Source organism: Mycobacterium sp. (genome assembly GCF_049608025.1).
Classification (GTDB): domain Bacteria; phylum Actinomycetota; class Actinomycetes; order Mycobacteriales; family Mycobacteriaceae; genus Mycobacterium.
Window position 1 is genome coordinate 1 of the sequence record NZ_JBMYXC010000081.1, and the last position, 11,753, is coordinate 11,753.

General features: G+C 66.1%; 12 protein-coding genes. 9 read left to right on the forward strand and 3 right to left on the reverse strand.

The features are described 5' to 3' along the window. Window positions 1-104: 104 nt before the first annotated feature. Genes ACPGXI_RS17070 through ACPGXI_RS17095 form a run of 6 tightly spaced genes read left to right on the forward strand, consistent with a single transcriptional unit; the run spans window position 105 to window position 5,573 of the window. The gene (locus ACPGXI_RS17070) at window positions 105-485 is read left to right on the forward strand and encodes a PPOX class F420-dependent oxidoreductase (protein ID WP_526655056.1); all 381 of its coding nucleotides are present in this window, start codon (window positions 105-107) and stop codon (window positions 483-485) included. A gap of 9 nt (window positions 486-494) precedes the next feature. Then, window positions 495-893: a PPOX class F420-dependent oxidoreductase gene (locus tag ACPGXI_RS17075; RefSeq protein ID WP_526655058.1), complete on the forward strand. Its 399-nt coding sequence runs from the start codon at window positions 495-497 to the stop codon at window positions 891-893. A 55-nt stretch (window positions 894-948) separates the two neighbouring features. Then, on the forward strand, window positions 949-1,482 hold the full coding sequence (locus ACPGXI_RS17080) for an FxsA family protein (RefSeq protein WP_526655060.1): 534 nt from the start codon (window positions 949-951) through the stop codon (window positions 1,480-1,482). Window positions 1,483-1,526: 44 nt separating this feature from the next. Continuing rightward, window positions 1,527-3,083 carry an amidohydrolase gene (locus ACPGXI_RS17085; RefSeq protein ID WP_526655076.1) on the forward strand — a complete coding sequence of 519 codons (1,557 nt, stop codon included), beginning with the start codon at window positions 1,527-1,529 and terminating at the stop codon, window positions 3,081-3,083. Continuing rightward, the gene (lnt, locus tag ACPGXI_RS17090; RefSeq protein ID WP_526655062.1) at window positions 3,076-4,773 is read left to right on the forward strand and encodes an apolipoprotein N-acyltransferase; all 1,698 of its coding nucleotides are present in this window, start codon (window positions 3,076-3,078) and stop codon (window positions 4,771-4,773) included. Before ACPGXI_RS17085 ends, lnt begins: the two co-directional genes overlap by 8 nt. Beyond that, the gene (locus ACPGXI_RS17095; protein ID WP_526655064.1) at window positions 4,770-5,573 is read left to right on the forward strand and encodes a polyprenol monophosphomannose synthase; all 804 of its coding nucleotides are present in this window, start codon (window positions 4,770-4,772) and stop codon (window positions 5,571-5,573) included. The genes lnt and ACPGXI_RS17095 overlap by 4 nt, the downstream gene beginning before the upstream one ends. Before the next feature lie 26 nt (window positions 5,574-5,599). Here ACPGXI_RS17095 and ACPGXI_RS17100 read toward each other — a convergent pair whose 3' ends face one another. After that, on the reverse strand, window positions 5,600-5,938 hold the full coding sequence (locus tag ACPGXI_RS17100; RefSeq protein ID WP_526655066.1) for an RNA polymerase-binding protein RbpA: 339 nt from the start codon (window positions 5,936-5,938) through the stop codon (window positions 5,600-5,602). Window positions 5,939-6,069: 131 nt separating this feature from the next. On the opposite strand from ACPGXI_RS17100, the gene ACPGXI_RS17105 reads away from it, so the two are divergent. After that, window positions 6,070-6,420, forward strand: coding sequence for a hypothetical protein (locus ACPGXI_RS17105; protein WP_526655078.1), 351 nt, complete (start codon window positions 6,070-6,072; stop codon window positions 6,418-6,420). Window positions 6,421-6,462: 42 nt separating this feature from the next. Here the strand turns inward: ACPGXI_RS17105 and ACPGXI_RS17110 are convergent, their stop codons facing one another. Then, window positions 6,463-7,173, reverse strand: coding sequence for a hypothetical protein (locus ACPGXI_RS17110; RefSeq protein WP_526655068.1), 711 nt, complete (start codon window positions 7,171-7,173; stop codon window positions 6,463-6,465). A 73-nt stretch (window positions 7,174-7,246) separates the two neighbouring features. Between ACPGXI_RS17110 and ACPGXI_RS17115 the strand changes: the two genes are divergently transcribed. Together ACPGXI_RS17115 and ACPGXI_RS17120 are read left to right on the forward strand one after the other, a co-directional pair. Then, window positions 7,247-8,779 (forward strand): carboxylesterase/lipase family protein, encoded by a 1,533-nt coding sequence (locus ACPGXI_RS17115; RefSeq protein WP_526655070.1) that lies wholly within the window; start codon window positions 7,247-7,249, stop codon window positions 8,777-8,779. A gap of 60 nt (window positions 8,780-8,839) precedes the next feature. Then, the gene (locus ACPGXI_RS17120; RefSeq protein ID WP_526655072.1) at window positions 8,840-10,828 is read left to right on the forward strand and encodes a primary-amine oxidase; all 1,989 of its coding nucleotides are present in this window, start codon (window positions 8,840-8,842) and stop codon (window positions 10,826-10,828) included. 44 nt (window positions 10,829-10,872) lie between these two features. Here the strand turns inward: ACPGXI_RS17120 and ACPGXI_RS17125 are convergent, their stop codons facing one another. Next, window positions 10,873-11,571 carry a FadR/GntR family transcriptional regulator gene (locus tag ACPGXI_RS17125; protein WP_526655074.1) on the reverse strand — a complete coding sequence of 233 codons (699 nt, stop codon included), beginning with the start codon at window positions 11,569-11,571 and terminating at the stop codon, window positions 10,873-10,875. Window positions 11,572-11,753: the final 182 nt, after the last annotated feature.

The following is an 11,753-nucleotide window of genomic DNA, read 5'->3' on the forward strand; positions in this document are numbered from 1 at the left end:
CCATAAGCATCATCGAAGGCCAACTCAGCATCGACCTCGTCACCTTCAAAGCCGCCTGACGGTCGTCCGGTTCGCGGCCTAGTGGGTGCGGCTACATTGGCGGGATGCCTACAACCTTTTCCGACATAGCCGGATCCGAGTACATCCTGCTGACGACCTTCACCAAGGACGGCAGGGCCAAACCGACGGCGATCTGGGCTGTCGTCGAGGGCGATTCCCTGATCGCCATCACCCAGGAACAGTCCTGGAAGATCAAGCGCATCCGCAATACCCCGCGGGTGACGATTGCTGAGTGCGACCGAGGCGGCAAGCCCAAAGGCGAGGCTGTCGAGGCGACCGCCACGATTCTGGACAAGTCGGCCAACGCCCACACATACGAAGCGATCGGCAAGCGGTACGGGCTGCTCGGCAAGACCTTCAGCCTGTTCTCCAAGCTGCGCGGCGGAATGGAGAAGAACGTCACAATCGAACTGAAAGCGGCGTGAGCTGAATCGATGGATGCGACGCAGCCCGCCTTCAAAGATGTCTACCGGGAGAAGTACCTGTTGTTGACCACGTTCACCAAGGACGGCAGGCCCAAGCCGACCGCAGTATGGGGTGTGCCCGACGGTGACAGACTGCTGATCATTACCGATCGCGGCTCGTGGAAGACCAAGCGCATCAACAACACTGGACGGGTGACGATTCAGAAGTGCGGCGTGCTGGGCAAGGTGAAGGGCGCGCCGGTAGAGGGCGTGGCGCGGATGCTGCCTGAGTCCGAAACACGGGGCGTTTTCGACGCGATCGTCAAGCGGTACTGGAATCATGCGTGGTACTTCATCCCGCAGGCGATCCTGCGAGGCGGTATCGACAAGGTGCACGCCGCGATCGAGGTGCGAGCCGCAGGCACATGATCGGCCCCCGGCGAAGGGCTAGGAACCCCGAGCGCCGCTCGCGCGTTGGCACATTATGGCGATGAGGCTGTTTTTGCTCTATGCGATGGTCGAGCTGGCCGTCCTGGTGGTGCTGGCGTCGACGATCGGGTTCGGCTGGACGGTGCTGCTGGTAGCGGGCACCTTCCTGCTCGGCCTCGCACTGGCAGGCTCGCAGTTGAACCGCCACATCCGGCGGTTGCAGTCTGGGCTCACCGCGGCCAACGCCCCGGGGGCGGTCACTGACAGCGTGCTGGTAGCACTGGGTACCGTGCTCGTCGTGATACCCGGTTTGGCCAGTTCTGTACTCGGCGCGCTGTTGCTGCTGCCGCCGACTCGTGCGGTCGCGCGTCCGGTGGTCGGTGCGATGGCCGCTCGACGCATCCCGTTGATCGTCGGGGTCGGCGCGGTTGGCGGTGCCGCGGCGGGCGCCCGATCAGGCTATTCGCCACAGCAGGGCCGCGGTGACTACATCGACGGGGAGGTCATCGACATCGACGGGGAGGTCATCGACATCGACGGGGAGGTCATCGACGTTGTCGACGTCGAGCCGCCCCGACTGCCTGAGTGACCAGCACCCTCCTGCTGCTCAATGGGCGGGTGCACAGCCCGTCGATGCCCGACGCGACCGCAATGGCGGTGCGTGACGGGATTGTCGCCTGGCTCGGCAGCGACGATGTGGGTCGCGCGCAGTTTCCCGGCGCTGAGGTGGCCGATCTTGCCGGCGCCTTCGTGGCCCCGGCGTTCGTGGACAGCCATGTGCACACTACTGCGACCGGGCTGACGCTGACCGGTCTCGATCTGCGGCCGGCTACATCGTTGCGGCACTGTCTCGAACTCCTGGGTGCCTACGCGCGGTCCCATCCTGTCGGCATGATCTGGGCACACGGCTGGGACGAATCGGGCTGGCCCGAGCGGACCGCGCCGAGGACTGCCGACGTGGACGCCGCCGTCGGTGATCGGTCCGCCTACCTGGCCCGGGTCGACGCGCACTCGGCGGCGGCATCGACGGCCCTGCGGAGGCGAGCCACCGGACTGGCTGGGGCCTCCGGCATGCATGATCAGGCGCCGCTGACGGCGGATGCGCACCACCTGGTGCGCAGGGCCGCCCGCGAGGGCCTTACCGGAGAACAGCGGACCAGTGCCCGGCGGACCGCGCTCGACGCGGCGGCCGCAGCGGGCATCGCGGCAGTCCACGAGTGCGCGGGTCCGAATATCGGTGGCCTGGAGGACTGGCACGAGCTGCGCGCCCTCGGACACGGAGTCGAAGTCGTCGGCTACTGGGGTGAGCACGTCACCGACGCCGCGCGGGCGCGCGAGCTCACCGAAGCGGCAAAAGTCCGCGGGCTGGCCGGCGATCTGTTCGTCGACGGCGCGCTGGGCTCACGGACCGCGTGGCTGCACGAGCCCTACGCTGACCTTCCCGAGTGCTGCCCGGCGCCGACCGGCAACAGTTACCTTGCCGTCGACGCGATCAGCGCCCATCTCTCGGCGTGCACAGAAGCCGGCGTCACGGCCGGATTCCACGTCATCGGCGATGCGGCCGTCACCGCCGTTGTGTCCGCGCTGGAAACTGTTGTCGACCGGTTTGGCCAGGTCGCCGTGGCACGGTTGGGGCACCGGCTGGAACACCTCGAGATGGTTACCGAGGAACAAGCCGCCAAGCTCGGCCGCTGGGGCGTGATCGCCAGCATTCAGCCCGGCTTCGATGCGCTGTGGGGGGGCGAGACGGGCATGTATGCGCGGCGGCTGGGCGCCGAGCGAGCTCGTCGGCTGAACCCGATCGCGCTGTTAGCATCCCAAGGCGTGCCTCTCGCCCTCGGTTCCGACACCCCTGTCACCGCCCAGAACCCGTGGGCCACCGTCCGCGCGGCGATGACCCATCACACCCCTGGCAGCGCCATCTCGGCGCGGGCGGCGTTCGCGGCTGCCACCCGCGGCGCCTGGCGGGCGGGAGGGGTCCGAGACGGGGTGACGGGGACCCTCGTGCCCGGCGCGCCGGCCACCTACGCGATATGGGAAGCCGACGAGTTCGACGTCAGCGCTCCCACCGACGCGGTGCAGCGCTGGTCGACCGATCCGCGCTCCCGGGTACCGGTGTTGCCGCGACTGGACGACCATCTCCCACGCTGTCGGCAGACGGTACACCGGGGCTCGGTCATCCATGGCTGACACCGAAGAAGTTCCCGCCACCAGGCCCGACACCCAGCGCACCTCACGAACCAAGCGCTTCGCCCGGGGGCTGGTGGGCCGCTTGCACGTGTTGGGCGCCACGATTGTCGCCGGTTTGGCGCTCTGTGTCAGCTTCCCCCCGTTCGGATGGTGGTACGCGGCAATCCTGGCGTTTGTGCTGCTGGGTTGGGTGCTGACTCGGCCCTCCACCACCGCCGCGGGCGGTCTGGGCTACGGGTTGCTGTTCGGGCTGGTCTTCTACCTACCGCTGCTGCCGTGGATCAGTGGGCTCGTCGGGGCGCTGCCGTGGCTGGCGCTCAGCCTGTCCCAGGCGTTGTATCCGGCACTGTTCGGGCTAATCGCTGTGCTGATCCGTCGTCTGCCCGGCTGGCCGCTGTGGTTCGCGGGGCTGTGGTCGGCCCTGGAATGGCTCAAGTCGACGGTTCCGTTCGGCGGATTTCCGTGGGGTGTCGTCGGCTTCTCCCAGACCGAAAGCCCGGTGCTGCCATTGGCCTACATCGGCGGTGCGCCGTTGGTGTCCTTCGCGGTGGTCCTGCTCGGGTTCAGCGTGTCGGCGATGACGGTGGAAGTCGTCCGATGGTGGCGGCGCGATGCTGCGACCCGCGCTGCCGCGCCGCCCGCTGTGGTGCTGCCCGGCTTGTGTATCTGCCTGGTGCTGGTGGCCACTGCGCTCGCCTGGCCCCAGGTCCGCAAATCCGGCGTCGGCGCCGGCGACGAGCCACCGGTTACGGTTGCCGCGGTGCAGGGCAACGTTCCGCGGCTGGGTCTGGAGTTCAACGCTCAGCGCCGCGCGGTCCTCGACAATCACGTGCTCGAAACGTTTCGCCTGGCCGAGGACGTCCAGGCCGGTCGCGCGCCCCAGCCGATGCTGGTGATCTGGCCGGAGAACTCCTCGGACATCGACCCGCTGGCCAACGTCGACGCCGCACAGCAGATCTCGATGGCGGCCGCGGCGATCGATGCCCCCATTCTGGTCGGCGGTGTCCTCGCGGCTCCCGGCTACTCGCGGGACAACCCGGTGTCGACCAACTCGGTGATCGTGTGGAACCCGGAGACCGGACCTGCGGACCGCCACGACAAGCGGATCGTTCAGCCCTTCGGGGAGTACCTGCCGTGGCGCAGCTTCTTCAGCCAGCTGTCGCCCTACGCAGAACGAGCCGGCTATTTCATTCCCGGCACGGGCGGCGGGGTGGTGCGGGCCGCCGGTGTGCCGGTCGGAGTCGCCACCTGCTGGGAAGTCATCTTCGACCGTGCGCCGCGCGATGCGGTGCGTAACGGCGCACAGTTACTCGCGGTGCCCACCAACAACGCCACGTTCGATGAGGCGATGAGTGAGCAGCAGTTGGCATTCGCCAGGCTGCGCGCTGTCGAGCACGACCGCTATGTCGTCGTCGCCGGGACTACCGGGATCAGCGCCGTCGTTGCGCCCGACGGTCGCGAACTGGCCCGCACCCGGTTCTTCGAACCGGCCTACCTCGATCAGCAGATCCGGTTGAAGACCGAGTTGACGCCTGCGACCCGTTTCGGCCCGATCATCGAGGCGGTGTTGGTCGCCCTCGGTGTTGCGGGCATCCTCGGGGCGATACTGCACAATGGACCATTCGCACGATCGCGGGGTCGGAGATCCGCGACCGATATCGGTAAAGACGGTAAAGGAGGAGCCACGTGAGCGTCCCCGGTGGCATCCCCGATAACGCAGCAGACCCTTCGGGAGAAGGCTCGGCTGATCCGGTGGCGAGCACTCTGGTCATCATTCCCACCTACAACGAGTGCGATAACCTGCCGACAATCGTCTCGCGCGTCGCTAACGCGGTGCCCGACGCGCACGTCCTGATCGTCGATGACGGTAGCCCCGACGGCACCGGGGATCTTGCCGACGAACTCGCTCTCGCCGACCCGGGCCGCGTTCATGTCATGCACCGCGCGTCCAAGGATGGTCTCGGCGCGGCATACCTGGCTGGTTTCGCTTGGGGGCTCAGCCGTCGGTATTCCGTCCTCGTCGAGATGGATGCAGACGGCAGCCACGCGCCCGAGGAACTCCACCGTCTACTCGAGGCGATCGATGCGGGAGCCGACGTGGTGATCGGTTCGCGGTACGTCGACGGCGGCGAGGTGCTCAACTGGCCGCGGCGACGGCTTGTGCTGTCGCGCACCGCAAACGGGTATTCTCGCATTCTCCTCGGCGTGGATATCCATGACATCACCGCCGGTTACCGCGCCTACCGACGTGAGGTGCTGGAGAAGATCGACCTGGCCGCTGTTGATTCGAAGGGCTACGGATTCCAGGTGGATCTGACGTGGCGCTCCATCAACGCGGGTTTCACCGTTGTCGAGGTGCCCATCACGTTCACCGAGCGTGAGCACGGCGTATCCAAAATGGACGGATCCACCATCCGGGAAGCCATCGTCAAGGTCGCGCAATGGGGAATGCGAGCCCGCATCGACCGCGTCCGAAGAAAGGTGCGCTGAGCTGGGTCAGCTGCCCCTGCTGGTCCTCAACTGCCCCTGCGGCGGGTCTTGATGATGTTCAGGCGTTCCTTGAGTAACTCGTCGAGTTCCTCGACAGAACGACGCTCCAAGAGCATGTCCCAGTGGGTACGCGGCGGCTTGACCTTCTTCGGCTCCGGAATTTCACCCTCGATCAGGGTGCCTTCCAGGCCGTTGCGGCACAGCCAGGCGCCGGGGATTTCGGCGTCGTCGGCGAACGGGACGTCGAACTCCTCGCCGTTGTCGGTGCGGTAGCGGGCGACCTGACGGGGCGCCAAGTCGTGGTTGCGGTCCGTCTCGTAGCTCACAGCTCCGAGCCGACTGCCTCTCAAGACACGATCAGCCATCGTCAACTCCTCAATAAGCGCATGTCGTCCAACTTTTTCAACGCAGGGGTCCCGCGGAGAGTTCCCGACGCGACCTCCGATGATACCGGGATCGGTGCAGCCGGCGGTTTACAGTCGGTCTCGTGACTTCTGTGACGTCTCAGGCGTCCTACCGCCCCGCCCGGACACGCCCCCAGAGCTGCCGATGGTGCGGCCGCGAAGTCGCCGACAGCGGGCTGGGCAGACGGCGACAATACTGCAGGCAATCCTGTCGTCAGCGCGCCTACGAACAGCGCGCCCAGATCAAGGGCACCTCGGTGCCGCCCGACTCGGTCGTGCTCACTGCCGAAGAAGCAGCAGAACTCTCGGATCGGGTGTATCAGGTCAGGTGCGCAGCCGAGGACATGGCGACCGCGCTCGAGGAAGGCGCCGACCGAGCCGAACTCCGCGAGCTGACCGACGCGCTGATGCAGGTGGCCAGCGCTGCCGACGGCTGGCGCTAGCTCCCACCGACGGCCGGCCAGTAGCTCCCGTCGGGGAGCCGTTCAGCAGCTGAACATCGCGCCGGTCTGTGGCGGTGGTGCCACCGACTGCAGGCAGCCGAACGGCAGCACGCCGTCGGCGCTGATCCAGACCGCCGACCGATGCGCGTAGTTCACACAGAGCAGGCCCGTCGCGTCGCTACGGCATCGATTGTCGCCGAATGTCAGCGACTGGCCCTCGGGCAGCTGTGGTCCGACGCCCTGGATGAACGGTCCGGGATCTCCGTGCAGAGACCCGATCTGCAGGCCTGTCCCGGAGAAGTCGACCCACCCCGGCTTCCACATCCCCTCGGCACCCGCGGGGCGGGGCGCGGGGGCGTTGAGCTCCACCAGGCACGACAGCGTGTCGCCGCTATAGGTGGCGTCGGTGAGGCACTGCATGGTCTGATTGGCCGCCCCGGAAGGCGCGGTGAACGCGATGTCCTCGCCGAGCCGAGTGGTGACCCCATCGGAGTAGGCCTCGTGATAGGCGCCGGCATCGGCGGGAGTGCCCGCTTCGATCCACGCGATGACATCCTCGATCGGCGCGCCCTGGCCCGGCGGCGGGTCAGGTTCTCCCGAGTCCGGCAAGGCATTCGTGCTGGTAGACGTGCTGTCCGGCGGTGTCGACAGCGTTGCCTCCGGGGATGACCCGGAGGGCTCGGCCTCACCGCCGACCGACTGAGAACAGGCCGCCAACAGTGCAGTAACGGCTATCAGGCCCGCAATTCGCATCCAGCCAGGCTAGCGGCCCGACACGCATTGCCGGGCCAGGCGAGGCGGGCAGGAGTTAGTTACCGTCGGGAGGATGCACGAGGAAACCGTCCGGGTGAAGATCGCCTCGGGCACTGTGGAGGGCTTCACCCGTGACGGCGTGAGTCGGTGGCGGTCGATTCCTTACGCCAGCCCGCCGGTAGGCCGGTTGCGCTATCGCGCGCCCCAGCCGGTACAGCCCTGGCCCGGCGTCCGGTACTGCCACGGGTTCGGCCACTGTGCGCCCCAGAAACGCATGTACACGCTCCTCGCGCCCGGGAAATACCAGCAGATGAGCGAGGACTGTCTGACGCTCAACGTCGTCACTCCCACCGAAGAAACCCGAGAGAAGGCCCGAGACTCGGCCCGGGAACCGCTACCGGTAATGGTTTTCATCCACGGTGGCGGTTACATGCTGGGAAGTTCGGCGACGCCGATCTACGACGGCGCTTCACTGGCGCGCAAAGGCTGCGTCTACGTCTCGGTGAACTATCGACTCGGTGCCTTGGGCTGCCTGGAGATCTCCTCGCTGTCCAGTGGCGACATTGTCATCGACGACAACCTGTTCCTGCGCGACCTGGTGATGGCGTTGCGCTGGGTCCGCAACAACATCGCGGCCTTCGGTGGCGATCCGGACAATGTGACGATCTTCGGCGAGAGTGCCGGTGGTCACGCCGTGGCCACATTGCTGGCCACTCCGGATGCCAAAGGGCTTTTCGCTCAGGCGATCTCGGAGAGCCCGCCGAGTGGCATGGTGCGCAGCGCCGACGTCGCCGCAGAGTATGCCGCGAGGCTGACCAGACAGCTCGGGGTGGGCCAAAAGGGCGCTGCCCAAGCACTCCTGGAGGCGCGGCCGGCCGATCTGGTGCACGCGCTCGAGCGGCTCATCGTCGGGGGCCACAAGGACATGCTGGGCGCTTTCGCGATTGGACCCACGTACGGAACCGACTACCTGCCAACGGATCCAGTCGATGCGATGCGCACCGGTAAAGCGCATCCGGTACCGCTGATCGTTGGGACAAACGCCGACGAAGGCCGGCTGTTCACCCGATTCCTCAAGCTGCTGCCGACTACCCGAGGAGCCATCGAGCGGTTGCTCCACCACGTCGATCCCGCTGACCGTGACCGGATCTTCTCGGCATATCCCGGCTACCCGGACGCCGCGGCGTGCGTCCGGCTGGGGGCGGACTTCATCTTCGGCTCGGCGACGTGGCAGATTGCCCAGGCGCACAGCAGGCATGCGCCGACTCACGTGTACCGCTACGACTTCGCCACCCGCGCGCTGCAGTTGGCAGGCATGGGTGCCACTCATGCGACCGAGCTGTTGGCGGTGTTCGACCTCTACCGTTCCCGACTCGGGATGCTGCTCCACGCTGGCGTGGATTCGCGAGCGGCACGCAAGGTCAGCGACGATGTCCAGGCTCGCTGGCTGGCGTTCGCCGACCGCGGGGTGCCGGGCGCGGACTGGCCGCGGTACACCAGCGACGAGCGCGCGGTCCTGGTCCTGGATCGGCGTCGCCGTGTTGAGTTCGATCCGCATGCCGAGCGCCGGCTGGCGTGGGATGGATTCTCGTTGTCGGCCAGGTGAGAGCCGTCGAAATCGCGGAATCGCCGTGCTGTGCAGCCTGGGATGTGATTCCGTTAGCGCGTGTCTGAGCCTAGCGATTCGCGCCTTGTCGACTTCCCCCTCGACCCGCTGGGCGCCGATGAATTCCGATCCATCACTGCGATACTTCATCGCGATTACGGCGTGAGCGCCGCGCCCACCTCCGCGACCGACTTGGGTTGGCGCTACGCCTCGATCGAGATGATCGAACCCGACAAGGCGGAGCTGGCTGCCTTCGCGGACGGTGGACCGCGGCCGCCCCGCCGCGCGGAGGTCATCTGCTTCAACCGGAGCGACAACACGACCCACAAGAGCGTGGTATCGCTGACCGATGACCGCGTGGAGGCGTTCGAGCACATTCCCGGTGTGCAGGCGAACTTCACCGTTGACGAGTTCCTCGAGTGCGATCAGGCGTTGCGGTCACATCCCGACGTGATCGCCGCGGTAACCGGTCGCGGGATCACCGACATCGATCTGGTGTTCTTCGACACCTGGACCTACGGCGACGCCGTGGCCCCTCCAGAGTTCCGTGACCGCAGGATCGGCTGGTCGGACAGCTGGGTCAAGGCTGCGCCGGGAGCTAACCCCTACGCCAAGTTGTTGAGCGGCCTGCACTGTGTCATCGATCTCAACACGATGGAGCTGCTGCGGGTGGAGGACAGTGGGCCGTTCGCCACCGGCGAGGCGCCGGTACCCGAGGCGATGGGGGAGTACGTGCCGGGACATATTCCTGAGCGCATCCGCGCGGCAGCCCACCGCGAACCCCTCAAGCCGCTGCACATCACCCAACCGGAGGGACCGTCGTTCACTGTGGACGGCCACCTGGTGCGCTGGCAGAACTGGTCGTTGCGGGTCGGGTTCAACCATCGCGAGGGGGTGACGCTGCATACCGTGAGCTACCGCGATGGTGACCGGGAACGTCCGATCGCGCACCGGATGTCGTTCGCGGAGATGATCGTGCCCTACCGAGATCCGTCGCCGGACCATTACCGGCGCACCGCCTTCGATATCGGCGAGTGGGGTCTGGGTTTCATGACGACCTCGCTCGAACTGGGCTGTGATTGCCTGGGTGAGATCCGTTATCTCGATGCGGTTCTGCACAACAGCAAGGGTGAGCCCTACACCATCGCCAACGCCGTGTGCATCCACGAGGAAGACAATGCCGTGCTGTGGAAGCATGTCGACCATGACATCGGCGCCGAGGTGCGCCGGATGCGCCGACTCACCTTGTCGTTCCACGTCACCGTCGCCAACTACGAGTACCTGGTGTATTGGCGTCTCTATCAGGACGGCAACATCGAGTGCGAGGTGCGTGCCACCGGCATCATGGTGACCACACCGTTGCCGCCGGGGGCGCCCAACCCCAACGGCACCCTGGTCGACGAGCGCACCTATGCGCCGTTCCATCAACATTTCCTGGTCGCCCGACTCGACATGGACATCGACGGCAGCGAGAACACGGTGGTAATGTCGGAGTCTCACGCCGAGCCGATCGGACCCGAGAATCCACACGGGTTGTCCCTGGTGGTGCGCAACGTGCCGTTGCGTACCGAGGCCGAGGGTAAGCAGGACATGAACTTCGGGACCCAGCGCGCGTGGAAGGTGGTCAACCCGAACGTGGTGACGGGCTTGGGAACCCACCCGTCATACAAGCTTGTTCCCAGCGGTGCCATTCCGTCGATGTTCGAGCCCGGTGCCCCCCTGCTCGAGCGGGCAAGCGTGATCGACCACACGCTGTGGGTCACTCCCAACAGGCCAGATGAGCGTTGGCCGGCAGGGGAATTCGTCAACCAGTCGGCTCGGGACACCGGGCTGGCCCGGTGGACAGAGGCCGATCGTTCCATCGAGAACACCGACGTAGTGCTCTGGTATGTGTTCGGGATCCATCACATCACTCGGCCCGAGGACTGGCCGGTGATGCCGGTCGACGTGGTGTCGTTCTGGCTCAAGCCATTCGGGTTCTTCGAGCGTAACCCCGCACTTGACGTGGTGGGTACACCCTCGGATTCCTGCCACGACCCGGCCCCCTGATCGTGATTTGGGTCGGGGCCGCAGCGTTCACGCGGCTGGGTGATCTAGCTGTCCACCGCCATGGTCGACTCCTCGATGATCGCCCGCATGGCTTTTTCGGCGGCGGTATCGTCTCTCAGCCGGATGGCGCGGGCAACCTCATCGTGTAGCGCGATTGCCTTGAGATTGATTGTCGCACGTGCTATTCCGTGATTGACATCGCCACTCAGCACCTCTGACACCACTCCGCTGAGTGCCCTGAACATCTCGTTTCCACTTGCTTCGAGCAGGGTGCGGTGAAAGATCTTGTCGGCGACCAGGTAGGCGTCGAAGTCTCCTGAGCGGCCGTGCACGACCATGTCCGACACCGCCGCCGCCATGGTTCGGCACTGCTGAGGATCGGCCCGCTGGGAAGCTAACGCCGCAGCGGCAGGCTCGAATCCCTTGCGTAGTTCGGAAAGCGACCGGAGCAGGGTGGCGCGATCCGCGGAGGCCAGCCGCCAGCGAATCAGCCTGGGGTCGAATACATTCCATTGGTCCGACGGCTGGATGGTGATGCCTACCCTGCGGCGGGACTCGACCATGCCCATCGATTCGAGGACGCGGATCGCCTCGCGGGCGACGCTGCGCGACAGTCCGTGTTCAGCGCTGACGCTGTCGAGGGTGATCACCTGGCCGGCGGGGTAGTCGCCGGATACGATGGCCGCGCCCAGCGCGGTCAGCAGGCTGTCGTGAAGAGCGCTGCCGCGTGGTTCCCGTTGCACCGATACATCATGTCATATGGCTTGTCAGCTCAAATAAATCAGTCTTTTGAGCCTATTTCAGGGCGCAGATACGCCTTTAAAGACTACCGGCGGTGTCCAGCGAAACGGGGTTGGTGCTCAAAGTGGCGCCACCGGTGGGCATTTAATCCTTGATGACTTGAGTGCCACCGGCGAGCTCGTCA

Bases quoted from the DNA above. Each gene is read 5' to 3' on its own strand.
- ACPGXI_RS17070 (WP_526655056.1), top strand. From the start codon at position 105: ATGCCTACAACCTTTTCCGACATAGCCGGATCCGAGTACATCCTGCTG.
- ACPGXI_RS17075 (WP_526655058.1), top strand. From the start codon at position 495: ATGGATGCGACGCAGCCCGCCTTCAAAGATGTCTACCGGGAGAAGTAC.
- ACPGXI_RS17080 (WP_526655060.1), top strand. From the start codon at position 949: ATGGCGATGAGGCTGTTTTTGCTCTATGCGATGGTCGAGCTGGCCGTC.
- ACPGXI_RS17085 (WP_526655076.1), top strand. From the start codon at position 1,527: ATGCCCGACGCGACCGCAATGGCGGTGCGTGACGGGATTGTCGCCTGG.
- lnt (WP_526655062.1), top strand. From the start codon at position 3,076: ATGGCTGACACCGAAGAAGTTCCCGCCACCAGGCCCGACACCCAGCGC.
- ACPGXI_RS17100 (WP_526655066.1), bottom strand. From the start codon at position 5,938: ATGGCTGATCGTGTCTTGAGAGGCAGTCGGCTCGGAGCTGTGAGCTAC.
- ACPGXI_RS17110 (WP_526655068.1), bottom strand. From the start codon at position 7,173: ATGCGAATTGCGGGCCTGATAGCCGTTACTGCACTGTTGGCGGCCTGT.
- ACPGXI_RS17115 (WP_526655070.1), top strand. From the start codon at position 7,247: ATGCACGAGGAAACCGTCCGGGTGAAGATCGCCTCGGGCACTGTGGAG.